The sequence below is a fragment of the Mycobacterium sp. D16Q16 genome (assembly GCF_002013745.1).
In the GTDB taxonomy this organism is placed as follows: domain Bacteria; phylum Actinomycetota; class Actinomycetes; order Mycobacteriales; family Mycobacteriaceae; genus Mycobacterium.
The window spans coordinates 37,486-61,808 of sequence record NZ_MAEY01000029.1; the positions used below are offsets into that span (position 1 = coordinate 37,486).

Annotated in this window: 24 protein-coding genes; 14 read left to right on the forward strand and 10 right to left on the reverse strand. The window is 61.7% G+C overall.

What is annotated here, in order from left to right:
• Window positions 1-5: 5 nt before the first annotated feature.
• Window positions 6-1,127 (reverse strand): glycosyltransferase family 4 protein, encoded by a 1,122-nt coding sequence (locus tag B4394_RS23960; RefSeq protein ID WP_078316466.1) that lies wholly within the window; start codon window positions 1,125-1,127, stop codon window positions 6-8.
• A gap of 413 nt (window positions 1,128-1,540) precedes the next feature.
• Here B4394_RS23960 and B4394_RS23965 point away from each other — a divergent pair, with 413 nt between their 5' ends.
• Together B4394_RS23965 and B4394_RS23970 are read left to right on the forward strand one after the other, a co-directional pair.
• Window positions 1,541-1,972 carry a hypothetical protein gene (locus B4394_RS23965; protein ID WP_139360425.1) on the forward strand — a complete coding sequence of 144 codons (432 nt, stop codon included), beginning with the start codon at window positions 1,541-1,543 and terminating at the stop codon, window positions 1,970-1,972.
• Window positions 1,973-2,046: 74 nt separating this feature from the next.
• On the forward strand, window positions 2,047-3,459 hold the full coding sequence (locus B4394_RS23970; RefSeq protein ID WP_078316489.1) for a sensor histidine kinase: 1,413 nt from the start codon (window positions 2,047-2,049) through the stop codon (window positions 3,457-3,459).
• Here the strand turns inward: B4394_RS23970 and B4394_RS23975 are convergent.
• A complete protein-coding gene (locus tag B4394_RS23975; RefSeq protein ID WP_078316467.1) occupies window positions 3,420-4,097 on the reverse strand; it encodes a response regulator transcription factor in 678 nt (225 codons plus the stop codon). The two genes, B4394_RS23970 and B4394_RS23975, sit on opposite strands and share 40 nt — an antisense overlap.
• Window positions 4,098-4,470: 373 nt before the next feature.
• Here B4394_RS23975 and B4394_RS23980 point away from each other — a divergent pair, with 373 nt between their 5' ends.
• The 3 genes from B4394_RS23980 to B4394_RS23990 all read left to right on the forward strand — a co-directional run bounded on the left by B4394_RS23980 (window position 4,471) and on the right by B4394_RS23990 (window position 7,535).
• Window positions 4,471-5,283 carry a COG4705 family protein gene (locus B4394_RS23980; RefSeq protein ID WP_078316468.1) on the forward strand — a complete coding sequence of 271 codons (813 nt, stop codon included), beginning with the start codon at window positions 4,471-4,473 and terminating at the stop codon, window positions 5,281-5,283.
• A gap of 467 nt (window positions 5,284-5,750) precedes the next feature.
• The gene (locus B4394_RS23985) at window positions 5,751-6,641 is read left to right on the forward strand and encodes a 2OG-Fe(II) oxygenase (protein ID WP_078316469.1); all 891 of its coding nucleotides are present in this window, start codon (window positions 5,751-5,753) and stop codon (window positions 6,639-6,641) included.
• 63 nt (window positions 6,642-6,704) lie between these two features.
• Window positions 6,705-7,535 carry an SDR family NAD(P)-dependent oxidoreductase gene (locus B4394_RS23990; protein ID WP_078316470.1) on the forward strand — a complete coding sequence of 277 codons (831 nt, stop codon included), beginning with the start codon at window positions 6,705-6,707 and terminating at the stop codon, window positions 7,533-7,535.
• A gap of 173 nt (window positions 7,536-7,708) precedes the next feature.
• Here the strand turns inward: B4394_RS23990 and B4394_RS23995 are convergent, their stop codons facing one another.
• Genes B4394_RS23995 through B4394_RS24005 form a run of 3 tightly spaced genes read right to left on the reverse strand, consistent with a single transcriptional unit; the run spans window position 7,709 to window position 9,984 of the window.
• Entirely contained in the window at window positions 7,709-8,275 is a 567-nt protein-coding gene (locus B4394_RS23995) for a GNAT family N-acetyltransferase (RefSeq protein ID WP_078316471.1), read from the reverse strand.
• Window positions 8,272-9,141 (reverse strand): universal stress protein, encoded by an 870-nt coding sequence (locus B4394_RS24000; RefSeq protein ID WP_078316490.1) that lies wholly within the window; start codon window positions 9,139-9,141, stop codon window positions 8,272-8,274. Before B4394_RS24000 ends, B4394_RS23995 begins: the two co-directional genes overlap by 4 nt.
• Window positions 9,142-9,177: 36 nt before the next feature.
• Window positions 9,178-9,984: a universal stress protein gene (locus B4394_RS24005; protein WP_078316472.1), complete on the reverse strand. Its 807-nt coding sequence runs from the start codon at window positions 9,982-9,984 to the stop codon at window positions 9,178-9,180.
• A 258-nt stretch (window positions 9,985-10,242) separates the two neighbouring features.
• On the opposite strand from B4394_RS24005, the gene B4394_RS24010 reads away from it, so the two are divergent.
• Window positions 10,243-10,842, forward strand: coding sequence for an Rv1733c family protein (locus tag B4394_RS24010; RefSeq protein WP_286142423.1), 600 nt, complete (start codon window positions 10,243-10,245; stop codon window positions 10,840-10,842).
• Between the two features lie 45 nt (window positions 10,843-10,887).
• Window positions 10,888-11,889, forward strand: a complete 1,002-nt coding sequence (locus tag B4394_RS24015) for a zinc-binding alcohol dehydrogenase family protein (protein ID WP_078316491.1) — start codon at window positions 10,888-10,890, stop codon at window positions 11,887-11,889.
• 29 nt (window positions 11,890-11,918) lie between these two features.
• Here B4394_RS24015 and B4394_RS24020 read toward each other — a convergent pair whose 3' ends face one another.
• On the reverse strand, window positions 11,919-12,893 hold the full coding sequence (locus B4394_RS24020; RefSeq protein WP_078316473.1) for an Acg family FMN-binding oxidoreductase: 975 nt from the start codon (window positions 12,891-12,893) through the stop codon (window positions 11,919-11,921).
• Window positions 12,894-13,124: 231 nt separating this feature from the next.
• On the opposite strand from B4394_RS24020, the gene B4394_RS24025 reads away from it, so the two are divergent.
• Genes B4394_RS24025 through B4394_RS24040 form a run of 4 tightly spaced genes read left to right on the forward strand, consistent with a single transcriptional unit; the run spans window position 13,125 to window position 18,866 of the window.
• A complete protein-coding gene (locus B4394_RS24025; protein ID WP_078316474.1) occupies window positions 13,125-14,027 on the forward strand; it encodes a universal stress protein in 903 nt (300 codons plus the stop codon).
• Window positions 14,024-16,438, forward strand: coding sequence for a phosphoketolase family protein (locus B4394_RS24030; RefSeq protein ID WP_078312532.1), 2,415 nt, complete (start codon window positions 14,024-14,026; stop codon window positions 16,436-16,438). Before B4394_RS24025 ends, B4394_RS24030 begins: the two co-directional genes overlap by 4 nt.
• Window positions 16,435-17,097 (forward strand): response regulator, encoded by a 663-nt coding sequence (locus B4394_RS24035; protein WP_078316475.1) that lies wholly within the window; start codon window positions 16,435-16,437, stop codon window positions 17,095-17,097. The genes B4394_RS24030 and B4394_RS24035 overlap by 4 nt, the downstream gene beginning before the upstream one ends.
• 50 nt (window positions 17,098-17,147) lie before the next feature.
• Window positions 17,148-18,866 (forward strand): sensor histidine kinase, encoded by a 1,719-nt coding sequence (locus B4394_RS24040; RefSeq protein ID WP_078316476.1) that lies wholly within the window; start codon window positions 17,148-17,150, stop codon window positions 18,864-18,866.
• On the opposite strand, the gene B4394_RS24045 is transcribed toward B4394_RS24040, so the two are convergent.
• A complete protein-coding gene (locus B4394_RS24045) occupies window positions 18,867-19,094 on the reverse strand; it encodes a hypothetical protein (protein WP_139360426.1) in 228 nt (75 codons plus the stop codon). It abuts the gene before it with no gap.
• Window positions 19,095-19,262: 168 nt separating this feature from the next.
• On the opposite strand from B4394_RS24045, the gene B4394_RS24050 reads away from it, so the two are divergent.
• Window positions 19,263-20,945: a sulfate permease gene (locus B4394_RS24050; protein WP_078316477.1), complete on the forward strand. Its 1,683-nt coding sequence runs from the start codon at window positions 19,263-19,265 to the stop codon at window positions 20,943-20,945.
• Window positions 20,946-20,962: 17 nt separating this feature from the next.
• Here the strand turns inward: B4394_RS24050 and B4394_RS24055 are convergent, their stop codons facing one another.
• The 3 genes from B4394_RS24055 to B4394_RS24065 all read right to left on the reverse strand — a co-directional run bounded on the left by B4394_RS24055 (window position 20,963) and on the right by B4394_RS24065 (window position 22,845).
• The gene (locus B4394_RS24055; RefSeq protein ID WP_078312537.1) at window positions 20,963-21,682 is read right to left on the reverse strand and encodes a VIT1/CCC1 transporter family protein; all 720 of its coding nucleotides are present in this window, start codon (window positions 21,680-21,682) and stop codon (window positions 20,963-20,965) included.
• A gap of 81 nt (window positions 21,683-21,763) precedes the next feature.
• Window positions 21,764-21,946, reverse strand: coding sequence for a hypothetical protein (locus B4394_RS24060; protein WP_139361440.1), 183 nt, complete (start codon window positions 21,944-21,946; stop codon window positions 21,764-21,766).
• A gap of 23 nt (window positions 21,947-21,969) precedes the next feature.
• Complete coding sequence (locus B4394_RS24065) at window positions 21,970-22,845, reverse strand: universal stress protein (protein WP_078312539.1); 876 nt, start codon at window positions 22,843-22,845, stop codon at window positions 21,970-21,972.
• A gap of 251 nt (window positions 22,846-23,096) precedes the next feature.
• On the opposite strand from B4394_RS24065, the gene B4394_RS24070 reads away from it, so the two are divergent.
• Both B4394_RS24070 and B4394_RS24075 read left to right on the forward strand, forming a co-directional pair.
• Window positions 23,097-23,999: a universal stress protein gene (locus B4394_RS24070; RefSeq protein ID WP_078312564.1), complete on the forward strand. Its 903-nt coding sequence runs from the start codon at window positions 23,097-23,099 to the stop codon at window positions 23,997-23,999.
• Window positions 24,000-24,021: 22 nt separating this feature from the next.
• Window positions 24,022-24,285, forward strand: coding sequence for an SHOCT domain-containing protein (locus B4394_RS24075; protein WP_078312540.1), 264 nt, complete (start codon window positions 24,022-24,024; stop codon window positions 24,283-24,285).
• The last annotated feature ends 38 nt before the right edge of the window (window positions 24,286-24,323 follow it).

Here is a 24,323-nt window from a genome sequence, read left to right on the forward strand (position 1 = left end):
GTATCTCAGGCCGCTGTATGTGGTCGCGCGGCAGACGGTACGAGGATCAGTTCTTCGAGTTGACGGACGATCGTTGCCGGTGAGATCGGCAGCGGCTGGGAGAACACCGTCAGTAGTGCGTCGACGGACTGTACGACCGTGAATCTGTTGCGCGCGTCGTGACGGCTTGACGGTGGGAGCGATCCACTGCTGATGGCCTCGCGGATACCCCGCGCCAGCGCTTCGGCATTGTCCGGAGCGACAAGAATTATTCCACCGCAGTCTGTTTCGGGTAGCCCGCCGTCATCGGATGCGATCACGCGGCAGCCGGAGTGTTGGGCCTCGATCGAGACAATGCCGAAGGTCTCATGCCAGTATTGACTGTTGGACGGCATGACCACAATGTCGTGCTCGGCCATCAGCGTCGCCATCTTGGTCGGCGTTTTGCAGGTGGGGACCACGGAGATGCCGGGGTGCTCGCGCAGTAGTCGCTCGATGATCCTTCCCTGCGGCTTGTCGGCGCCGGCAGTCGTCGCGGTGAAGCTGAGTTCGGTGTCTTGTTCGATGATGTCGATGTGCAGCGTCTCCAGGAGGGTATAGATGCCCTTCTCCGGACTGAGTCTGCCGGCGAAGAGGATTCGGGTTCTGCCCGTCTCGTTCCTGGGCCGGGGCTGTGTGCCGAAGCACGGTTCGGCGAATGGGTAGACGACGCTGATCGTGGCGATGTCGACGTCCAGATAGTTCGACCACAGCCGGGCCGCGTAGCGGCTGGTGGCGATCAACACCCGATCGCGGGTTCCATTGATAGCGAACGCTTTGTAGCGTTCCCGGATGGGGGGCGGGTTGTGCAAGATCAGGAACGAAGGACGCTTAGTCTCCACAACGTGGGGTTCGTTGACGAACACAACGGTGCCGTCGAGGTCACCTACCTCGGCCAGCGTCGACAGCGACAGGAAGGGGATGCCGCTGAAGTCATCGCGGCCGTCTTCGGCACCCAGGCCGATGGTGACCACTTGAGCCGGTATGCGGCGCCGATTCAGTTCGCGGACTTGGCCGACTGTGTAGTTTTCTGAGCCGCCGGTACCGGCCGGAAGAGCGTTTCCTGGAGACCAAATGAACGAGATCATCTGCACTGCCCTGCTTTTCATTTTTCAACGGTCGTCTTGGGTCACGGTGACGACTACAATGAACCGCTCCCGTGAGGCCGGGGTTGGTGAGTCCGCATAAGGACCGCTGATTGCGCAACGACACGATTCCCATGCGAATGCAATCTCACTCGAGGTCGACCGTCGACGAACCCGACCGAACGCACGACACGAAATGAGGTGGTGATACGGATAACCCCGTGGCCCGCGACGGGGCATACGGCACGATCCTTCGGTGAAATGCTCGAAACCAGGACGTCGGCGCGCAGGCTACGACAGTCACGATGGTGAACAAAGACAACTAGCGGAACGGTAACACACAACGGCGATGTCGGCATGGCCTGTCGGACTACGGGACATGGGGCACGGCTCTTGTTCTCAACGATCTCTCAGTGCCAGACAGGCATGGTCGGGGCATGTCGAATATTGATGATGTGAGCCCGTCGCCTGAACCACCCGCCGACTCGACGCGTGATACCGGGGAAGGGAATCCAGCTGTTGACGCCGTGTCCGACACGCGCAAGCGCGCACTGTTGTTTCGATCGCTGACGGTCGCGGGCGCGGTGGCCGCTGTTGTGGCCGTGTTGGCGCTGACGTTCGGTGCCGGTGTGTGGGCCGGTAGTGAGTTCGGAGACGAGTATGGCCGAGATGGTCATGGCCAGAGCGAATCTCATTCAGACGAACGCGATAACGCTGAACGCGACTACGACGGTGACCCGCGTCGCGACCGCGACTCTGATAACGAAGATGACGAGCAACGACCTTCCGTGCCCGATCGCGGTGATCGGCCGTCTGTCACTTCTCCGGTTGCACCCACCTCGGCCCCGCCAACCTCGGGACGGTCGTAGTACCGGCATGATTACGGGATGTGGTCGTTGCGCGTGACGCGACATTTCAGCAGAACGGCACGGGGTTTGGCCGGATGGTGAAGGTCCGGGCGGTCATCATTGCGGTAATGGGCCGATTGCGGCGCTGGTGCGGTGGGATCGCGACTCGCTCGGCGCTGGTCGCGGCGGCGGTGGTACTTGCCAGCCTGGTGATTGTGGGGGCCGCCTCAGTGGTGCTGCTGTACCAGTCGATGTGTGCCGATGTCGATACTGCAGCGAAGGCCCGGGCCGCGGCGGTGACCGAGCGGTTGCGTGAGGAACCACCCGACGAGCTCGAATCGGTGCTGTTGGCCACCGATCAGCGGATCGTGGCCGTCCAGGTGATCGACGGCAGCGGCCAGGCGGTGCGTCGCTCGGAATCGGCGTCACAGATCCCGCTGATCACGCTGAATGACAGCACATCCAGTGATGCACGGGTCGGCGTGCCAGCTACCTCCGACGACGATATTCGTGTCGCCACCGAGACGGTCAGTAGCCGCAAGGGTCAATACACCGTGCTGGTGGGTGGCGGTATCGAACCGATCGAATCGATGGTGTCGACTGTGGCGACGATGCTTGCCATCACCGCACCAGTCGTTGCGGTGGTGGCCGCCGTGGTGACGTATCTGCTGGTGCGGCGCTCGTTGCAATCTGTGGACGCCATTCGTTCGCGAGTCACCCAGATCAGCACCTCCGATCTGGGTGAGCGCGTACCGGTACCGAATCGCACCGATGAGATTTCGGCGTTGGCGGTCACCATGAACGAGATGCTGACCCGGATCGAGGCCGGGCATTCCGCGCAGCGCCGTTTCGTCGGGGACGCTTCACATGAATTGAGAAGCCCTTTGGCGACTGTGATTTCGGCGTTGGAGATTGCCGAGAGTCATCCCGAGGTACTCGACAAAACGCTCGTGCAGACGGCGTTGTTGCCCGAGGCTCATCGCATGCAGTCGTTGGTGGAGGATCTCCTGCTGCTAGCGCGGGCCGATGAACACGGGCTGCCCATGCGCCGCACCGAGATCGATCTGGATGACCTGGCCGGGGCTGAGGTTGCGCGACTGAAACGTGAAACCTCACTGCAGATTTCAGCACACCTTGCGGCTGTCAAGGTTACCGGTGATGCGCTCGGTATGGCACGGGTGCTGCGCAATCTTGCCGATAACGCGGCCCGGGATGCTGCTACGGAAGTCTCCGTCGTGGTGCGGGCCGATGGCAGCAGCGCATATCTGCACGTATGCGACGACGGGCCCGGTATCCCCGCCGCCGAGCGAGACCGTGTGTTTGAACGGTTTGTGCGTTTAGATACGGATCGTTCGCGTCAGCGCGGGGGCAGCGGACTGGGTTTAGCGATTGTCGCCGAAATCGTTGCTGCGCACGAGGGCACGGTGGGCATCGCTGACCGTACCGGCGGCGGGACAGTGATGACCGTTCAGTTGCCGTTGGCGAACTCGCCTGAATCGAGCCGATAGCCCACGCCCCGGACAGTGACGATTTGGTGTGCACCAATCTTGCGGCGCAGATAGCCCACATACACTTCGACGACGTTGTCTGGGCCGTCGTAGTGACTGTCCCAAACATTTTGCAAAATATCGGTTTTCGTGACCGCGGCATCCTTGTTGCGCAGCAGATACTCCAGCAAGCCGTACTCGCGCGGAGTCAAGGACACTGGTGTACCGGCCCGTTCAACGACCTTGCGCGTGGGGTCCAGCGAGATTTCGCCGGCAGTGAGGACCACGGGGCGTTTGGGTGCTCCGCGGCGCACCAGCGCACGTAGGCGGGCGGTGAGCACCATGAACGAGAATGGTTTGGTCAGATAGTCATCGGCGCCTAAATCAAAGGCATCGGTCTGGTCGTAGTCGCCGTCTTTGGCGGTGAGCATCAACACCGGGGTCCACACCTGCGCGGCCCGCATCCTGCGCAGCACCTCATAGCCGCTCAAACCGGGCAGCATGATGTCCAGCACGATCACGTCGAACTGTTCGTTGGTGGCCTGCCACAGCCCATCCACGCCATCGCCAACCGTGACCACGACCAATCCTTCGGCCCGTAGACCGCCGGTGACCGTCTCCGCGAGCAGCGGTTCATCCTCGACGAGCAGAACCCGCACTGTGCACCTTTCGTCAGACTGCGTCGTTAGTCTTACAGCCCTGGACGCGCGGCGCTCTGGGCTGGCGCGGGTTCGCTCACCGAGACGCTTGCGCGCTCGTGCGCCCGCTCTTGCGCCTCAGCCACGGTGGCCGCGGCTCCGAACAACATCAGGGCGCCAATGATAAGCGTCGCTGTTTCCCGCCGAGAATTCGTCATGTCTGGCCTTCCGTCGAAACCGGACTCGAATCGCCCGGTGATGACATCAGGCTCGCATCCAGGAGCTGTGAGCACGCTGAGCGTTGGGGACGTCATGGTTCTCAGCGGTTCCTCAGCGGCCGACGGTTACGGTGCGGGCGGAAATTGTTGACTACGACTACGGATGAGATGGGTGTATGGCTGCATCGAGCTATAAGCTTCCGCAGGTCACCGCATTGTTCTGGGTGTTGAAGATCGCGGCGACAACGCTCGGGGAGACCGGGGGAGACCTGATCGCCCAAACTCTGGGACTCGGGTACGCCGCCGCTTCCATCCTGTTTATCGGAGTCTTTGTGGTGAGCCTGCTTGCTCAGCTCCGGGCCCGACAGTTCCACCCGGCCCTGTATTGGACCGTGATCGCCGCGACCAGCACCGCCGGCACGACGATGTCGGATCTCATCAACCGCGGCCCCGGCTCAGACACCGACACTGATGGTGGCCTGGGTTACGGGGCGGGAGCCGCCTTGTTGATCACCGGTCTGGCCATCGTGTTCCTTATCTGGAAGCTGACGCGCGAAACCTTCGATGTCGCCAACATCGGCACCTTGCGTGGCGAAATCCTCTACTGGGCAGCCATCTTGCTGTCCAATACCCTGGGTACATCATTGGGCGACTGCCTTGCCGACAGCTCCGGGCTGGGCTACTGGGGTAGCGCCGCGCTCGTCGCCACCATCATGGCCATTATCTTGGCCGCCCATTATCTGACCAACATCTCCGGCGTACTGCTGTTCTGGGCGGCGTTCATCCTGACCAGGCCGCTGGGCGCCACCGTTGGAGACTTCCTTTCCAAGCCGATAGAGAAGGGCGGCTTGGCATTCGGTACATGGGGTACCTCCGCAGCGCTGCTGGCCGTGCTCATCGTCGGCATCGTCTTCGGTTACCGCAAGCCACCCGCCGAAGTACCCGAGGACGATCCGGAGCCCGAAACCCGACAGCTGGCCCGCGACTGACAGCAGTAAATATGCTTGGCTGCAGCGAGTTTCACAAGATAAATGATTCAGCGACCATGCCTAAGGCAGCGATAACTGCTGTCGCTGCGCCACAGACCACCACCGACTTCGCCAGCATCCAGTTGTCGTGCACTATCGCCGGATCTGCTGCCTTCTGTCGGTGGGATGACTCAGGATGACTGTTCAACGTGTCTAGGTTGGACATGGCCTAAGCATGCCGGACAGGTGCTTACGTTTCGCTGAGAATGGCGAATATCAAAGGGTTGCAGGGCAGGCCAACGGCCACTTGAGCCGGGTCTACTCGCTCTTTTGTTCCCTGGCGGCTTCGGCGTCCATGCCGCCATACGTCGTTTCGGTTGGAGCCGAAACCATGGCGCAGTACTGGCCCGCCGTTGCATCGTGCAGACACAATCGATGCGGTCGGCTATCGAGGCTCCGCATGGTCTGGCACGAGGAGCAGATATCTGATGCAAATCGAAAAGACAGATTCCGTTGTCAGAGTCGAAAAACTTGAGCGCGACGCGTCAGACCTGAGCCGCCAATTCCACACCGCGGAGCCATTTCCGCACCTGGTGGTCGACGATTTTCTCCGTTTGTCCTCGGAGGCCGCCGATGCCTTTCCCGGTATTTCTTGGCCCTGGTGGAACCAATGGGACGACGGATACATTCGGAACAAACGGTTCTGCGCGGAAATTGATCTCATCCCGGAACCGTTCAAGGCGGTCATCAGAGAACTCAACGAACCGCGCTTCCTGAGCGTGCTCGAAAAAATCACCGGCATCCGGCAGTTGCTCCCCGATCCCTATCTGTTTGGGGGTGGCATTCACCTCAGCGGCTCGGGCGGCGTCCTGACTCCCCACACCGACTTCCACTACCTTCGCGCGCTAAACCTCTACCGCCGCATCAACGTTATCGTGTATTTGAATGACAGCTGGTCACTGAACGATGGGGGTTGCCTCTCGCTCTACGATGCGGAGGGCCGGGCCGTTCAGACGGTCGTTCCCATCTGGGGCAGGGCCCTGATCTTTCGCACCGATGACCAGTCGGTGCACGGATTCCCGGTCCCCGTTACCGAAGGTTCATGGCGACAATCGCTGGCGCTTTTCTACTACACAGCCGCTCCGGCTGATAGCTTCGGTGGTGATGAGACGACGTACTACAGGGAGCACGGGGCGCAGGACGGCATCGCCCGTAAGGCCCGACTGTTCTTCTTCAGGGGACTTCTGAACCTCAGCCGCAATATCAGCATGGTTGCGTATGTCGTCAACCCCAATCTCGGGCTCCCCGCGGTCAAGGCTCATTTCGCCTACCTCCGCAAGGCAAAAGCCCGCGAGATAGCGAGAAAATTGCGGCACTAGGACACGAACCCACGACGCGCCGCATTGAGACTGTTTGACGCCCAGCGCAATAAGGAGGCAGAAATGGAAGGCTTTCGCGGCAAGGTGGCCGTAGTCACCGGCGCAGGTTCGGGTATCGGGCGCGCTGTGGCGATCGGGCTGGCCCGCTCGGGCGCCACAGTGGCCATCAGCGATGTGGACACCGAGGGGCTCGCCGAGACCGAACGCCAGGTCAAAGCCTTCGGCGCCGAGGTCCGCGCGGATCGCCTCAATGTCATTGAGCGCGAGGCCTTCCTGCTCTACGCGGACTCCGTCAAGGAACAGTTCGGCAAGGTCAACCAGATGTTCAACAACGCCGGCATCGCCTATGCGGGTGACGTTGGCGAGAGCCCGTTTAAGGACATCGAGCGCGTCATCGACGTCGACTTCTGGGGTGTCGTCCACGGAACCAAAGCATTTCTGCCGCACCTGATCGCCTCCGGCGACGGCCACGTCATCAACGTCTCCAGCCTGTTCGGCCTGCTGTCCCTGCCTGGCCAGAGCGCCTACAACGCCGCCAAGTTCGCGGTGCGCGGGTTCACCGAGTCGCTGCGCCAGGAGATGATCATCGGCAAGAAGCCGGTCGCTGTTACCTGCGTACACCCCGGTGGTATCAAGACTGCCATCGCCCGCAACGCCACCGCCGTCGAGGGTATCGATGTGAAGGCGGCGGCCGCCGTGTTTGACAAGTATTTGGCGAACACCAGCCCCGAGGCAGCCGCACGGATCATTCTGACCGCTGTGCGCAAGAAGAAGCCTCGTGTGCTCGTCGGGCCTGATGCCAAGGTTCTCGATGTACTTGTCCGGGTCATGGGAGCTCGCTACCAGGACCTCTTTTCGGTATTCACGGCCCTTGCGGTTCCCAATCCAAACTAGTTCGGCTGCAACATGTTCCGCTAACCAATGTACCAACCATCTGCGCTCAGCCCAGTCGCGCACGCCCCACATAGATCACGGCGAGGTTCACAGATCTGGGGGCGTACGACAGATATCAAGCCCGATTCCTCGAAGTGTGGACGTAGTCGCATCTGGCCGATGCCTAGCCACCTTCAACCCGGTTGTACCTCAGCGCAAGTCGGTTTCAGCATGTTTTCGAGGGGGCTTAGTTCGACAACGAGGTGAAGTACCTCGCGATCAGTATGGTCGATTTTGTGTGGCAGTTCTAGTTCACGCAGCATCACTACGAGCGTGTGGTTTTCTGCGAGGACGTCGGCGGTGAACCGTTTGATCCCGTTCCTGATGGCGGACTCGGTGAGGCACTTGAGGAGCATTGTGCCCACACCACGCTGATGGTCGTCACGGGCGACGAGGATGGCAACTTCGGCGGTACGCCCGTCTCGATTGACGACGTAGTGTGCAACACCAACCAATCGTCCATGCTCGAAGGCTCCTATTGACAGTTGTTGCCTAGACTGCTGAGTCAGTGATTCAGATATCGCTGCAACGTCTTTGGGACGGGTGGTGAAGAACCTCAGGTAGCGGTCTCGGTCGTTGAGCCCGGAATGAAGAAAGGTGACCGAGCGGATATCGTCACGATTGAGTTTTCTGACGGTGATCGCCGCACCGTCAAAGCTCTTGCCAATCTTCTGCTCAGTATCAGCGACGGTGACGTTCATGGTCGCCGCGCCACGATGACGGGTACTCGGGAGGCTTGCGCGACGGCAGAACTGACTGCGCCGAGCAGCATTCCGGCGAAGCCTCCGCGGCCGTGACTGCCGACAACGACAAGCTGGGCGTGCGCGGACTCGGCGATAAGGTACGGGCCGGGGTAGTCACACACGACACGGCGGTCGACCTTCACGTCGGGGTAGCGTTCTTGCCATCCTGCCAGTCTCTCGGCGAGAGTTTGTCTTTCTTGATTTTCGGTAGCACGCAGGTCAAATGCCGGTTCGAAGAAGTTGGGCATATGCCAGGCGTGCACGGCGATAAGCGCAACCTTCCGATGTGAAGCTTCGTCGAAGGCGATGGCCGTCGCGTTCTCTGATGTCGGTGAGCCGTCGAGACCGAGCAGGACAGGCGCGTGGTTGTCGCGTGTTGTCTCGTTGTGGATCACCGCGACGGGGCAACGTGCATGGTGCAGAACAGCGGTGCTGACCGAGCCCAGCAACAGACGGTCGAGGGCGCGCTGGCCTCGGCTGCCGACGACGAGCACGCGTGATTCTTGTGCCGCGTCTACGAGCGCCGATACCGGATGCCCGAAGACCACTCGGCGGCGCGCGGCGGGCAACGGGTGCCCGGCGACCTCTTCAGCAATGCGCTGCGCGTTTTCCAGCACCAATTGTGCTTGCCGTTCGCGTGATTGATAGATCCGTTCACGTAGCTGCTGGTCGTAGACATGGGTTTGCTCGATGTCGAAGGCGCTGATGAGGGTCAGCGGTTCGTTGCGCATGCTCGATTCTTGTGCGGCCCAACGAACCGCCGCATCGGCGCAGGCCGATCCATCGACCCCGACCACGATCCCCGCGTGATAGTTCTCGGACATCATTTTGTTTCAGCCCCGTTCGTCATCATGAGTTTGTTAGTTGCGAACGATCAGGATTGTGCGGTCGCCGTGCTCTGCTGAAGGCCGCATACGGATGACATGTGGGATATCAGCGCGTCCCACTACTGCCAGTTGGATCGGTTCATCACAGGCGGCGAGAAAATGGCCGATATCGGAACGCGCTGCAACCGGGTACATGTGGACGTCCGGATAACGTTCACGCAGACCGGCCACACGGCGATCGAGTTCGTCGTAGGGCGATTCGCCCATGTCTTCTTGCCAGGTACCCACCGCAAGAATCGGAAGATGGCGCAGTCGTGCTTCCTGCACCGCGTGGTCGATGACGGTGTCCGTGTCTTGAGGACCGTTGACAGCCACAGCGATCCACACGGGAAGTCCGTGCGCGACAAAGACCGGTCGATGGACTATCGCGACGGGGCAGTACGCTCGCTTAGCGATTTCAGTTGCGGTGGAGCCCCAAAAGGCACTCGCCAATCGCCCGAATCCCTCGGAGCCAACGCACACGAGACTAGCGGTTCGTGATTCTGCGGCCAAGGCATCCGAGGCCAGCCCATGACGGATCACGCAATCGACCTTGACGGGCTTTCCGGTCTCCTTGACAGCGGCCGCGGCATCACGCAGTGACGTTTCTGCGTACTCCTTGTCGATGTTGTACTGGTCCACAAAGGATTTGGCGGTGACCACGGGCCTAGTGACATGAACCAGGCACAGCGGCACATCTCGGCTGATTGCTTCATCTGTAGCCCATTCGGCCGCGTGAACAGCGGCCCGTGAACCGTCAATGCCAACAATTACGGGGCCGTGCCGGTCGGTATCAGTCATTGGACTCACTCCTTTGGGTGATCGAACGCGGTTCGCCGGCCCTTTGATCGGCTGAACTGACGGTAGGACCGATTTCGGGCGTCGGGCGGAGTCGTAAGTCCCCGATTCCCTGCCAGTGGTATACGCCGCTCGGTGTCAAAGGGTTGATGAGCACCGTGACCAATGACCTGGTCACGTGGAGGCCGCGGTCTCTGCAGCGTGGATGCACCAGATGCGACGATCAGATGGTTACCGCCGATGCTCGGCCTAGGAGATGTCATGAATGTCTTGGTGTTTGGCTATGTGCAGGTCCTGCTTACCAGATTGTTCCGGCGCCATCCTTTGGTGCGGGGCTGCGATCGGGTCGCGGCCGTTGTTCAGCTGGTGGGGTTGCTGTTGGCGTTGGTGATGTTGTCGGTGGCGGGTGCGGTCGGCACAGCTCTGTACGACGCCGGACGCAGAACCAGCAGCGAACAATTGCATACACGCCACCAGGTGCAGGCGGTGGCAACCGGCGATAGTCACGCGGTGGCACCCCGGTACAGCGCGGTCGTTCTGGTACCGGCCCAGTGGAGCGTCGGGGGCGTGCAGTATCACGAAACTGTCCGCTACGGTGCAGATCTCAATACAGGAGACAGTTTCCTGATGTGGGTTGATCTTACTGGTCGCAGTGTGTCGGCACCGACGTCACGGGGGGACGCCGCGGCTGATGCCATTGCCGCCGCGGTCCTGCTGTGGACGGCAACGACGAGTCTCATCGTCGGTACCGTCGGGTTGGTGCTCCGGCGCATCCATCGGCTCCGGTATGCGCGCTGGGAATCAGACTTCAATGCCCTGGTGGATCGCGGGCCGCCGGAAAAGCGACCATTGAGCTCGTAGGCTCATTCGTGAGCAGAGGGGAAGAAGGCAGCCATGGACACAGAGATGCTGGCCTGGCAGGTACAGCGGCCGGGGCCTATCGTGAACGGGCCCCTGCGTCGGGTCCGCTTGCAAGTGCCCGAGCCTGATCCGGGCGAATTGTTGGTGCGGGTGCTTGCCTGTGGGGTGTGCCGCACCGATCTTCATGTCGCCGAGGGTGATCTGGTGCCGCGCAGGCCCAACGTTGTGCCTGGACATGAGATCGTCGGCGAGGTCGTTGGACTGGGCGAGCAGGACGGCACCGATTTCACGATAGGCGATCGCATCGGCGTGCCATGGCTTAGGCATACGTGCGGCGCGTGCAGATACTGCCAACGCGGCAACGAAAACCTTTGTCCCGGATCTTTGTACACAGGTTGGGATGCCGACGGTGGGTACGCCGAGTTCGCGGTGGTACCAGCCGCCTATGCATTGGCGCTGCCCGCGGGATATACCGACGCCGAGCTTGCCCCGCTGTTGTGCGCTGGCATCATTGGTTACCGCTCACTGCAGCGTGCAGAGTTGCCGGCGGGCGGGCGTTTGGGCCTGTACGGCTTTGGCGGCAGCGCACACATCACCGCGCAGGTCGCCCTGGCCCAGGGTGCCGAGGTGCACGTCATGACCCGCGGGAAAGATGCCCAACTACTTGCCCTCGAACTTGGTGCCAGCTCGGCGCAGGGGCCTGCCGATGCGCCTCCCGTTGCGCTGGACGCTGCGATACTGTTTGCCCCTGTCGGCGAGTTGGTGCGTCCCGCGTTGACGGCACTCGACAGGGGAGGCACGCTGGCTATCGCCGGCATCCATCTCACAGACATTCCCCCGCTGAACTATCAACGGCACCTGTTCCAGGAGAGGCAGATTCGGTCGGTCACGGCCAACACCCGGGCTGACGCGCGGGCATTCCTGGACTTCGCCACGACACATCGCCTCCATCTGGCGGGCCCGCAATATGACCTGCAAGATGCGGACCGTGCTCTGTCCGATCTTGCCGCCGGCCGGATCACCGGCGCGGCGGTGCTTGTTCCCTAGTTCCCACGCCGCAGCGTACGGCGCATAGGCTATTTGCCCGCGAATTCGATGACAGCAGACAGCGGACGCCGCGGCGTGGGAGCCGGTATCGGATCCAGCGGTGGCGTCGCGCCGATCCGAACCACCGCCTGCGGATAGTCGCGTTCAGTGATACCTTCGATGATCTGGCGGCTGGCGGCAAGTTCGGTGACGTGAGTCAGGGTGCATGTGGCTAAACCGGCGACCGTTGCTTCAATCAGCAAGGCTGACAAGGCTTCACCGCATCGCACGAAATCCTGCGCAGAGTCATCACCGGTCGAGAGCACGACCAGAGTTGCCTTATCCTTCGGCACAGCGGCACGACGTTCCCGGTGCCGAGCGAAAGGAAAATCGCGCCCGATATCCACTCGATTCCGCTCTTCCTCGGAAGGCAAAGAGCTGTCCGGGATGCCCTCGGAGAGCTTGAAGGGCGCAGTCCACCAGTCGATCTCGGACTGATACGCCGAATCGTATTGGCGAAGGCCTTCGCTGAGCTGAGCTGCCTCCACGACGCGAGGACGGGCCCCGTCGGCGAGGACATCGAGGAAGGCACGATCACTGACCGCCTGCCGGATCAGCTGCTCGGTCACCGACCACCGACGCGGCGGCAGAAAGGGGAGTCGATCGGTATAGCGACGCTCCAGGGCATGTAAGCGATCGCGATGTGCATCCGTGACGTACTGCATCTTGGTGAAATTCATGGTCGCCAAATGGGTACGGTCATTGGGGTTCGGGAAGTATTCGGGGCGCACTAACCAGCCGAGGGCGGCCGCGGCCACCCGAAAGTGATCCAGTACGGCACCGCAACTGATCAAGGCCTCCCGCTGTGAGGGGTCCACGCGTAGTAGGCGATTCACGTCGAGAAAGAGTTTGAGTTCATCATCGAGGACCCATCGCCATGGCTGACTGTTGTGGATCGATGGCGCCCGGCACGCCGCCTGGATTGCCCTGACGACCACATCGCGGTCTAGCACTACCTGCGTCATAGCGATACCTCCGCCTCGGTCGTCCTGCACCAAGCATCAACCCGAGGTGGCCCCGCAGGTGAGAGCAATTGGTCCCGGCTTGATGGTGCATTAGGACCGAACAGCCGTACTGCCTCGTTGATCGGGGACGTGGTGCCTCGCGGAACGGGACCTTTGACCGTGGGAGATCGCAGGGCCGATCCATAGCGTTGTCCTTACCAGCCACTGGTACCTACCAACTCGGAGGACACCATGAACACCACACCACGTCCATACATTTTGGTGGGCATTGATGGATCTGCGTCCGCTCTGCACGCACTCACATGGGCGGGGGCCGAGGCAGAACGGCGCAATCTGCCCCTTCGGCTTGTGCATGCTGTCGATTACGGCAGCTTCGGTTACGGCTTCAATCTATCGGCGTCGACGAGCTTCTACGACCACTTGGACACCGACGGCGTCAAGTTTCTGGACCGGGCCAAAGAGCACGTCCTGGCGCTGCACCCCACTCTGGAAGTGGCCGCCGCCAAGGTGACAGCTCAGCCTGTGCCCACGCTTGTCGAGCTGTCCAAGGATGCATTCATCACCGTGGTCGGCTCCAGCGGGCTTGGCCGATTCACCGGGATGATGGCCGGGTCGGTGTCGGTTGCATTGACCGCGAGGGGACACAGCCCCGTCGCGGTCGTTCGCGAGTCGGGGACTCCGCCGGCGGGTCCGGTTGTCGTCGGTGTCAGCGGATCTCCCTCCAGCGAAGAAGCCATCGCGTGGGCTTTCGAGGAAGCGTCGATGCGTGACGCTGAGCTGGTGGCCGTGCATGCCGGAGGTGACGTACCACCGAGCTACGTGTACGCATACACCGCCTGGAGTGCGATGGATTGGGATATCGCCGAGCAACAGCAGGCGGAGGTACTCGCCGAGCGACTGGCGGGCTGGCAGGAGAAATACCCAGATGTCAGCGTGCGCCGGGTAGTCGCGATGGGCAACCCCGCCGATATCCTGCTGCACCGGGCCCGGCATGCACAGCTGCTCGTGGTCGGCAGCCGCGGACGCGGCGACGTCGCGGGCTTCTTTCTCGGCTCCACCAGCCATGCTCTCATCCACCAGGCTCCCTGCCCGGTGCTAGTCGCTCGCCCACATGCAGCAGACGATAAGCGATGAGCACCGCAACGCCAGGCACCGCGCACCATCACCCGGGCACCCTGTCTGCCGATCAGCTTGAGGCAGTTGATGCGCAGTGGCGGGCCGCGAACTACCTCACGGCCGGCCAGATCTACTTAATGGACAATCCGCTGCTCACGGTGCCCTTGCAGCCCGAGCACATCAAGCCGCGTCTGCTGGGGCACTGGGGGACCTCACCGGGGCTGAATTTCATCTACGCCCATATGAATCGGGCCATCATCGCCCACGATGTGAACGCGATGTACGTCACCGGGCCTGGGCATGGTGGGCCTGCCCTGTTCGCGAATACGTGGCTCGAGGGCAGTTATAGCGATATCCGTCCGGATGTCCCCCGTGACGGGCGTGGTATGCGGAAACTGTTTCAGGAGTTCTCATTTCCTGGCGGTGTGCCCAGCCACGTAGCGCCGCAGGTGCCTGGATCCATCCACGAGGGCGGCGAACTGGGGTACAGCCTGGCCCATGCATACGGCGCCGTACTGGACAACCCGGATCTGGTCGCAGTCTGCGTCGTCGGCGATGGCGAAGCCGAGACCGGGCCACTGGCCGCCAGCTGGCACGCCAACAAATTCCTCAGCGCGGCGACCGACGGTGCGGTCCTACCGATCCTTCACCTCAACGGCTACAAGATCGCCAACCCCACCGTGCTGTCGAGAATCACGGACGAAGAACTCGACAGCCTGCTACGGGGATATGGCTACACCCCCATCTATGTCTCCGGCCATGAACCCGAAGACATGCACCAACAGATGGCCGCCGCACTGGACCGGGCGATCATGGAGATCCGCGACTTTCAGGCGTTGTCCCGATGCCAGGTACCGGTTCTGCATCGCGCTTTCTGGCCCATGATCGTCCTGCGCACCCCCAAAGGCTGGACAGGCCCGGTGGTAGTCGACGGACATCAGGTCGAGGGCACATGGCGATCACACCAGGTACCCATCGCCAATGTGCGCGAGAACCCAACACATCGGGCCCAACTTGCCCACTGGCTGCGGTCCTACCGCCCTGAAGAGCTCTTCGACGAAGCAGGAGCGCCGAATGAGCTTGTGACACGGCTTATTCCCTCCGGGCAACGACGCATGGGGTCGAACCCGCATGCCAACGGTGGCACGCTCTTGACGCCGCTGGCGCTGCCAGATCCGGCAACCTTCGGTGTGGTGACCGGCCGGCCGGGCGCAGTGGACGCATCGCCGACCAGGGTGCTGGGACGCTATCTCCGAGAATTGTTGGTCCGCAACGCCGACCGAAGGAACTTCCGCCTTTTCGGGCCGGACGAAACCGAGTCGAACAAGCTCGGAGACGTCTATGACGTCACCGATAAGCAGTGGAGCGCAACGATTTTCCCCGGCGATCAGCACCTGGCGCGAGACGGCCGGGTTCTTGAGGTCCTATCCGAGCACCTGTGCCAAGGATGGCTGGAGGGCTACCTGCTCACGGGCCGCCATGGCCTGTTCTCCTGCTACGAGGCGTTCGCCCACATTGTGGATTCAATGGTGAACCAGCACGCTAAATGGCTCAAGATCAGCAGGCAACTACCATGGCGCCGCCCCGTCGCGTCGCTGAATTATCTACTGACGTCGCATGTGTGGCGTCAGGACCATAACGGTTTCTCCCACCAGGATCCGGGTTTCATCGACAACATCGCGAACAAGCGCGCCGAAGTGGCGCGCATCTACCTGCCGCCGGATGCCAACACCTTGCTGTCGGTTGCCGCGCATTGCCTGGCCAGCCGCGACTACATCAATGTCATTGTTGCCGGCAAGAACTACACGCCGGTATGGCTTAATCCCGAACAGGCAGCGCTGCATTGCGCACGCGGTGCCGATATTTTCGAATGGGCTAGCAGTGACGCCGGAGCTGTCCCGGATGTTGTTCTCGCTTGTGCCGGTGACGTGCCCACCATCGAGGTACTGGCGGCAGTGTCGATACTGCGAACGCATTTGCCGCAGTTGAAGATCCGGGTAGTCAATGTCGTTGATCTGTTTCGTCTGCAGCCCGATAGCCAGCACCCGCATGGCATGTCCGACGTCGACTACGACACGCTGTTCACCGCGGATCGTCCTGTGATCTTCGCGTTCCATGGATACCCGGCGCTCATCCACCGGCTCACCTACCGTCGGGCGGGGCACGCGAATCTGCATGTTCGCGGCTACCTGGAGGAGGGCACCACCACCACGCCCTTCGACATGCTGGTGCTGAACAAGATGGACCGATTCCAGCTGGTGATCGACGTAGTGGAGCGCACACCGGGCCTGCTGGAATGCGCAGACGCCCAGGGACTGAGGGACGAGATGCTCCGTACGCACGACCGCCACAACGCGTGGATACGTGCCCACGGCGAAGACCTGCCGGAGGTCCGGGATTGGCGATGGGAAGAAGACAAGACGAGATGATCACTGTGTTCCTGGTGGATGACCACGAAATCGTGCGATACGGGGTGGCCGATCTCATCGACGACGAAGAGGACCTAGTCGTCATAGGACAGGCCAGTTCGGTTGCTGAAGCGATGGCCCGGATCCCCGCGCTCAATCCCGATATCGCCGTACTCGACATACGGCTGCCCGACGGAAACGGGATCGAACTCTGCCGGGACCTACGTTCGCGGTGTCCTGCCCTGAACTGCCTGATGCTGACGTCGTTCACTGATGAGCAAGCCATGCTGGACGCGATCCTGGCCGGAGCGGGGGGATACGTCATCAAAGACATCAAGGGCATGGACCTGGTGTCCGCGATACGGACGGTCGGTTCTGGCCGGTCCTTGCTGGACAACCGGTCGGCAGCCGCCCTGATGGATCGACTGCGTGCGGCGACTCAGTCCTCGCCCGTCGCCTCGTTGACGCCGCAGGAGCAGATTCTGCTGGAGCTGATAGGACAAGGCCTCACCAATCGCCAGATCGCGGGAGAGATGTTCCTGTCGGACAAAACGGTGAAGAACTATGTGTCGAGGTTGCTGGCCAAGCTAGGCCTGGAACGACGCACACAGGCCGCAGTGCTCGTGACCAAACTCGCCGGCGACCGAACCGCTTCCGGAGAGCGATACTCGGGACGTTAAGACTTGACCTTTGACCAGCCGATATCGACTGGTTGCGCCATACTCATTGGGTGACCGATCGGTTGGGTACCGACGAGTCGGTGTCCAAGGAACTCGCGCATATCCAGCTCAGCGAGCTGCTGGCGGAGGTCCAGGGCCGAATTGAGCGCATCATCACCGAGACCAGGGGCCGGGTCGACGCGCTTCTGGATGCCGTGATGGCGGTCAGTGCCGGGCTGGAACTGGATGTCACACTCCGGCAGATCGTCCGAGCCGCCATTGAGCTCGTGGATGCCCAGTACGGGGCACTCGGCGTCCTGGGGGAGGACGGCATGCTCACCCAGTTCGTCTATGAGGGCATCGATGATGCCACCCGCGAACTCATCGGCCCGCTGCCCACTGGCCATGGCGTCCTCGGAGTGGTCATCGACGAGGCCAAACCCCTTCGGCTCAGCGACATCATGCACCACCCGTCATCCATAGGGTTCCCGCCCAATCACCCGCCCATGCGCGCCTTTCTCGGCGTACCGGTGCGGTTGCGGGACGAGGTATTTGGGCGCCTGTACCTCACCGAGAAACGCAATGGCGAAGAATTCAGTGCCGATGACGAGGTGGTCGTACGGGCGCTGGCCGGTGCGGCGGGAATCGCGGGGGAGAACGCTCGTCTTTATGAACAGGCCCGGCAGCGGCAGCGCTGGCTGCAGGCCATTGAAGAGGTCACATCAAAGCTGCTGGCCGGAGTCGAGCCCGCCGAGGCGCTGCAGCTGATAGCCGTCCGCGCCGCAGCTCTCGTCGACGCCGATTACGCCTTGATCGCGCTGCCCTGCGAGCCCGATGATGACGGCGATATCGGAGAGCTCACAGTGGCGGTATGTGCCGGCACCTCTGGGCTGGAACTTAGCGGAGTACGCATTCCGCTGAAGGGGTCCACATCCGGGGCTGCTTTTCGAGATCGATTGCCGCGCATAGTGACCCAGCTGGAATTCGATATCGCAGCAGGAGCACACGTGGCCTTCGGTCCTGCGATGGCATTGCCGCTCCGTGGACGTGATTCCACCACCGGCGTGCTCCTGCTGATCCGCCCGGCCGACGGTGCACATTTCAGGGAGGGGCAACTTGAGATCGCCGCGTCTTTTGCCGATCAGGCGGCGCTCGCTCTCGAACAAGCCCAGACGCGCACCACGATGAATGAACTACAGATGCTGAGCGACCGCGACCGCATCGCCCGCGATCTCCACGATCACGTCATCCAGCGGCTGTTCGCTGTCGGATTGGCCATGCAGGGAACGCACCGGCGGGCAGCCAAATCACCGCGAGTAGCTGCCCGGCTTGCCGAACACATCGACCAGCTGCACAACGTCATTCAAGACATTCGTACCGCTATTTTTGACTTGCACACCGTCGCCACCGACGGTCCTTCGCTCCGTGCAGCCCTGCGCGCTATTGTCGCCGAGCTGACCGATGACACCTCGCTACAAGTCTCCGTGCGTCTGAACGGGCCACTCGATGTCGTCCCGACGGATATCGCCGAACACACCCAGGCGGTGCTGCGCGAGGCCGTAAGCAATGCCGTCCGGCATGCGAATGCATCGGAATTGGCGGTATTGGTGGCGGTCGGCGACGATGTCGTCGTTGACGTCGCGGACAATGGGATAGGCATGCCGGAGGGTGCTACCCACCGGGGTCTGCGAAATCTCAGTACCCGGGCTGCGGCATTGCAAGGGAATCTCACCATCGCCGAGCCGGACGGCGGCGGTACCCAGGTCTCTTGGTCGGTGCCGCTGCCCTGACTATTTGGGCGGATTGGCGGCAAGAAAGTTAAGCCAGCGGGGCAACGGATAGCGGCCGAATGCCGCGATGATGGTCATCTTGATTCCGGCGAGAACCAATACCCAGAGAAGCACCAACTCGACCGTGGAGGCACGTTCTGTTTTGTCCATCAAGAACAGCACGCCCGTCGCCAACACAATCACACCCATGATCAGCCAGCTGAATCGTTCCATCGGAGTCGTTTTCACGATCCGGAATGCTGGTGTCTTCGACGAGCCCATTGTTGTTCCTGTCTTTTGGTAGTGACACCGCAGAGCGTCGCACCGCACTGCGTCTTCTGGTAGGAGAGTTGTGCTCATCGCAGCTGGGTCCTTGGTCATCAGTCCGTTCAGCTGCGTGAGAACCGCTGACGCACCATGATCTTCACCATGCGGTGGATGAACTACGCATCGAATCTGGCGCAGCTGCGGACGTACCAGAAACGGTGGCTGCGGGGAGATGTCCTCGCCGGAATAACGGTGGCCGCGTACCTCGTCCCACAGGTCATGGCGTACGCGACGCTGGCTGGCCTGCCGCCGGTGGCGGGGTTGTGGGCGGCGCTGGCCCCATTGGCGATCTATGCGATGCTCGGTTCATCCCGGCAGCTGTCCGTCGGCCCGGAGTCGACCACCGCGTTGATGACCGCGGCAGTGTTGGCTCCCTTGGCCTTTGGTGACGCCGCTCGATATGCGGCGCTAGCGGCTGCGCTGGCGTTGCTCGTCGGGGTGGTGTGTTTGACCGCAGGGCTGGCCCGTCTTGGTCTGCTCGCTAATCTGCTGTCGCACCCGGTGCTTGTTGGCTATATGGGTGGCGTGGGAATCACGATGGTGGGCAGTCAGATCGGTGCCATTACAGGCACGGCCAGTTCTGGTGACGAGTTTGTCGAGCAAATCAGGTCATTTTCCGATCACGTCGAGCAGATCCGTTGGCCCACCATCATCGTCGCTACAGCGGTGCTCGCACTGCTCGGTGTGCTCGCACGATGGGCGCCACGAGCACCAGGCCCGCTCATTGCGGTGCTGATGGCAGCGACGGCGGTGGCGCTCATACCATCTGACGGTTCCGGCATCGATCTCGTCGGCGGAGTCCCCGCGGGATTGCCGCACCCCGGGGTACCTCCGCTGGGCCTCGATAGCCTGGGCGCCCTCGTCCTGCCCGCGTTAGGTGTCGCGATCGTGGCGTTCTCCGACAACATTTTGACGGCACGCGCATTCGCCGTTCGCCGCAATGAAGACATAGATGCCAACGCGGAGCTACGCACGCTGGGGCTGTGCAACTTGGGATCCGGTCTTACTCAGGGTTTTCCGGTCAGCTCCAGTGGTAGCCGGACCGCGCTGGGAGACTCGGTGGGAAGCCGTAGTCAACTGCATTCCTTGACCACACTCGCCCTGGTCCTGATGGTGCTGATGTTCGCGCACGGAACCTTGGCGCACTTTCCCCGCGCGGCCCTGGGGGCGCTCGTGGTGTATGCCGCCATCAAGCTGGTTGATGTTCCCGAGTACCGTAGGTTCGCCCGCTTTCGTCGCAGCGAGTTAATAATCGCCTTGGCAACAACATTCGCCGTTCTCGGGGTAGGGGTGCTGTACGGAATCCTTGCCGCTGTGGCTTTGTCGATTCTCGACCTGCTTCGCCGTGTCGCTCACCCGCACGACAGCGTGCTGGGCTTTGTGCCGGGAGTGCCCGGAATGCATGACCTTGATGATTACCCCGGCGCGCATGCGGTACCCGGCCTCGTGGTCTACAGATACGACGCGCCTTTGTGTTTTGCCAACGCAGAGGATTTCCGTAAGCGTGCAATGGCGGCTGTAGCCGCAGGACCCGAACTGGCCGAATGGTTCATTCTCAGCGCGGAGGCGAATGTCGATGTGGATCTGACCGCCCTCGACGCACTTGATCGACTCCGGGAAGACTTAGACGACCTCGGAATTGTCTTCGCCATGGCACGAGTCAAACAGGACCTGCGTGACGCGCTGGCCGCGGCAGGGTTGCTGTCCAAAATAGGGGAGGACCGGATCTTCGTGACACTGCCGATCGCCGTCGATGCGTTCAACGCGCGCTAGCCAGTACCCGGGCTATCTCACGATATGGCGTGCCCGACTAGGGTGCCGATCAGGTAGGTGACGGCCATGGCCGCGAGCCCGCCAATCGTGACGCGCAGGATGGCCCGGGTCCGACTGGCCTGGCCGATGGTGGCGCTGATCCACCCCGTCGCAATCAGAGCCAGGCACACCGCGACTGCGGTCACGGGGATTCTCCAGGCCGCCGGCGGCAGGAGGATCGCCACCATGGGCAAGATGGCGCCGGTCAAGAACGAGATGGCCGACGAGAGGGCGGCATGCCACGGGTTGGTCAATTCGTGGGGGTTGATTCCCAACTCTGCGTCAGCATGCGCTGCGAAGGCATCATGGGTGGTGAGCTCAACTGCCACTTGCCGGGCGGTTGTTGGCGCCAGGCCCTTTGATTCATATATCGAGGTGAGTTCGGCGAGTTCTTCGGCGGGCAGGTCCTTGAGTTCCTGCCGCTCTTTGCTCAGAAGGGCTCGTTCGGTGTCTCGCTGGGTGCTCACCGAGACGTACTCACCTAGCGCCATGGAGACGGCGCCGGCAGCCACACCGGCTAGTCCCGCGGTGAAGATCGGTGCCCGCTCAATGGTGGCCGCCGCGACACCGACCACCATGCCTGCGGTCGACACAATGCCGTCGTTTGCGCCCAAGACCCCCGCGCGCAACCAGTTCAGTCTGCGGCCGGTCCCGACCTGATGTGGCTCGGCGGAGTGTGGTGTCGCCTCGTTGGTCATGACTCACCCAAACAGACTATGAACTGTCCTGTCTAGCAAGGCAGTACACACTTACTCAAGAGGGTCGTGGTGTGGGCATGACTACAAGAGATCCGATGGTATGGGGTGGGTGCGACGTAGCGCTGCGATCAGCGCCTGCGCGGACAGTATCAGCGCTCCGGCGCCCAACTCAGCGAGTGCCGCCATCCGGCTCGATACGCGTACCCGCCGATCAAGCGTGCACACGCGGCCGATGAGGTAACGCCCGATTTCGAATATCAGCATGTCCATGGAATACCCCCAAGGTGTCAAGAAGGTCGTACTACGACTACCGGTGAATGTGCCGCTTGCACAACGCTTCTACTCACCGAGCCGAGAAACATTCCCGCAAATCCACCACGGCCATGGCTTCCCAGCACGACAAGCTGCGCATGTCCGGAATGCTCGATAAGCCAGCGGCTGGGGTTACCCTTCACCAGTTTCCGGACGACGCTCACGTCTGGGTAGCGCTCCTGCCAGCCCGCGAGCCGTTCACCCAAGAGCTCATTGGCGTGCTCACGCTCTTCGTGCCAATCGAATTCGGGTGCTGTGTCCAGTACATCGACCCATGCGTGCATTGCGACCAACGGCACCTTTCGGTGGGATGCCTCATCGAATGCGAGCGCGATGGCCGGCTCGGAAACAGGGGAGCCGTCGATGCCGACGATCACCGGGTCGCTCCGATCGAGTTCGGGCACGTCGTGGACCACGGCCACCGGTGCATGCGCATAGTGCACCAGGCCGGAACTTACCGATCCCATTACCAGGCGATCAAATGTCCCCAGGCCGCGCCGTCCAACGACGATCGTGCGAACGTCCTTTGACATATCGACAAGCACAGGAACCGGTTTCCCGAATTCGAGTTCGGTGCGTATCTCGGGAAGCGCGCCGATGCCAACGGCCTGCTCGGCCGTGTGCTGAGCTCGCCGCAGTACCTCTTCACCGTGATGGCGTTGCCATTGGTGGACCCGTTCTTGTGTATCCGGATCGCGAATGTAGAGGTACTCCCGGGTTACCACTGTGACAATCGTCAACCGATCACGGCGCATCGCAGCATGTTTCGCAGCCCAGCGCACAGCTGCGGATGCTTCAGGAGAGCCGTCGGTGGCGACGACGACACCCGGCTTCTGAGTGATTTCTCTCATCTCGACGCTCCTTCTGGTGGGCTCCTATACGCAGGCTATGAGCCGGCACATACTCCGCGCTGTGGTCTGTGGTCCCCGTACTGGCGCCATTGGTCCCGTCTGACGGGCCACTGTCGTCGACTTTGTGCTCTCGCCGCGTCGACAACTGGCACTGGCCTCTGTGGCGGTTCGGCAACGAGTATTAGCTGTAGGGCAGCATATTTCGGGATCGCTTCGAATTTCGGGATTGCATTGCGCAGAAGGAGAGCATGATGGAGGAAGAAGCCGGGAGCGGTTGGTCCGACGAGGGGCAACCAGCACCGGACTATGACAAACCGGCACCGGCAGTGGTTGTCGGCATTGACGGGTCTCATCGAGCGCTGGGGGCTGCGCTGTGGGCAGTCGACGAAGCTGTGAGCCGAGATATCCCGCTCCGGCTCGTCTACGCCATCGAACCCCGCGAGCGGTCGGGTAGCGAACTCTACGACGCATATGATCTGACTACGGCTGAAATCGCCAGCCAGGGCGCCGTCATGGCAGTGCAATCGTGCGAGAAGCCCGTCAAGATCGAGGTTGAAATCCACCAGGGTTCTGCGGTGGAAGTATTGACTCGTCAGTCGCATTCGGCCGCATTAGTCTGTGTAGGAGCATTGGGCCGGGACCGCGCAACTTCCCGCCGCGCAACATCAACGGCCTCGGCTCTGTCGGCACGTGCCCATTGCCCCGTCGTGGTTGTTCGAGGGCGCAGGCCATGCCAAGAGCGGCAGGGGATAATAGTGATCGAATTTAGTGATGATGCTGATTTCGATGACGTGATGACCCAAGGGTTGAACGCGGCGGCCGGGGATGCTTCGGTTGTTCAGGTCGTGGGCTGTTGGTCACGCCATGGCAGCGGTACCTGTCGGCCATCGGCGGATATGAACACGTTGCGAGCGCGCATGGAAAAGGTGCTTGAACCGTGGCGGCACCAATATCCCGACAGCGCCATCGACAGTGTCGTCTGGCAGGGTTCAATTTCTGAATACCTTGTGCAGGAGACCGATTCGATTCAGTTGTTGGTCGTCGGTCGCCACCGGAAACAGGGCCTCACCGAGCTGACAGACCATAGTCCGTCCGTCACGCACCCTGGGACTGCCTACTCCGTCATGATTGGCGGCCATCACAGGCCACTCTAGAAGTCGCCGTCAGCAGGAAGGGATGATCATGATGTTTTGGTATGGCCACGGCACAGGCTTATGGGCAGGGGCGGGGATGATGCTCAGCATGGTCCTATTTTGGGTAGTGTTGGTCATCGGTATTGTCGCGCTACTGCAGCACCTACTCGCCGCTGGTCGGGAGATGCCTATCCGGGGCGCGAATACTGATGCAGCAGAGCGCATTTTGGCAGAGAAGTTCGCACACGGCGAGATCAACGAGGAACAGTATCGCGGGCGGATCGCGGTCCTTCACGACCCGAACTGACGTGCGCCCCGAATTGGTTGCCGCCTTCCGCTCTCATC

Excerpts from the sequence above, each read along its gene's own strand:
- B4394_RS23960 (WP_078316466.1), bottom strand. The coding sequence starts at position 1,127 with ATGAAAAGCAGGGCAGTGCAGATGATCTCGTTCATTTGGTCTCCAGGA.
- B4394_RS23965 (WP_139360425.1), top strand. The coding sequence starts at position 1,541 with ATGTCGAATATTGATGATGTGAGCCCGTCGCCTGAACCACCCGCCGAC.
- B4394_RS23970 (WP_078316489.1), top strand. The coding sequence starts at position 2,047 with ATGGTGAAGGTCCGGGCGGTCATCATTGCGGTAATGGGCCGATTGCGG.
- B4394_RS23980 (WP_078316468.1), top strand. The coding sequence starts at position 4,471 with ATGGCTGCATCGAGCTATAAGCTTCCGCAGGTCACCGCATTGTTCTGG.
- B4394_RS23985 (WP_078316469.1), top strand. The coding sequence starts at position 5,751 with ATGCAAATCGAAAAGACAGATTCCGTTGTCAGAGTCGAAAAACTTGAG.
- B4394_RS23990 (WP_078316470.1), top strand. The coding sequence starts at position 6,705 with ATGGAAGGCTTTCGCGGCAAGGTGGCCGTAGTCACCGGCGCAGGTTCG.
- B4394_RS23995 (WP_078316471.1), bottom strand. The coding sequence starts at position 8,275 with ATGAACGTCACCGTCGCTGATACTGAGCAGAAGATTGGCAAGAGCTTT.
- B4394_RS24000 (WP_078316490.1), bottom strand. The coding sequence starts at position 9,141 with ATGTCCGAGAACTATCACGCGGGGATCGTGGTCGGGGTCGATGGATCG.
- B4394_RS24005 (WP_078316472.1), bottom strand. The coding sequence starts at position 9,984 with ATGACTGATACCGACCGGCACGGCCCCGTAATTGTTGGCATTGACGGT.
- B4394_RS24010 (WP_286142423.1), top strand. The coding sequence starts at position 10,243 with ATGAATGTCTTGGTGTTTGGCTATGTGCAGGTCCTGCTTACCAGATTG.
- B4394_RS24015 (WP_078316491.1), top strand. The coding sequence starts at position 10,888 with ATGCTGGCCTGGCAGGTACAGCGGCCGGGGCCTATCGTGAACGGGCCC.
- B4394_RS24020 (WP_078316473.1), bottom strand. The coding sequence starts at position 12,893 with ATGACGCAGGTAGTGCTAGACCGCGATGTGGTCGTCAGGGCAATCCAG.
- B4394_RS24025 (WP_078316474.1), top strand. The coding sequence starts at position 13,125 with ATGAACACCACACCACGTCCATACATTTTGGTGGGCATTGATGGATCT.
- B4394_RS24030 (WP_078312532.1), top strand. The coding sequence starts at position 14,024 with ATGAGCACCGCAACGCCAGGCACCGCGCACCATCACCCGGGCACCCTG.
- B4394_RS24035 (WP_078316475.1), top strand. The coding sequence starts at position 16,435 with ATGATCACTGTGTTCCTGGTGGATGACCACGAAATCGTGCGATACGGG.
- B4394_RS24050 (WP_078316477.1), top strand. The coding sequence starts at position 19,263 with ATGATCTTCACCATGCGGTGGATGAACTACGCATCGAATCTGGCGCAG.
- B4394_RS24055 (WP_078312537.1), bottom strand. The coding sequence starts at position 21,682 with ATGACCAACGAGGCGACACCACACTCCGCCGAGCCACATCAGGTCGGG.
- B4394_RS24060 (WP_139361440.1), bottom strand. The coding sequence starts at position 21,946 with ATGCTGATATTCGAAATCGGGCGTTACCTCATCGGCCGCGTGTGCACG.
- B4394_RS24065 (WP_078312539.1), bottom strand. The coding sequence starts at position 22,845 with ATGAGAGAAATCACTCAGAAGCCGGGTGTCGTCGTCGCCACCGACGGC.
- B4394_RS24070 (WP_078312564.1), top strand. The coding sequence starts at position 23,097 with ATGGAGGAAGAAGCCGGGAGCGGTTGGTCCGACGAGGGGCAACCAGCA.
- B4394_RS24075 (WP_078312540.1), top strand. The coding sequence starts at position 24,022 with ATGATCATGATGTTTTGGTATGGCCACGGCACAGGCTTATGGGCAGGG.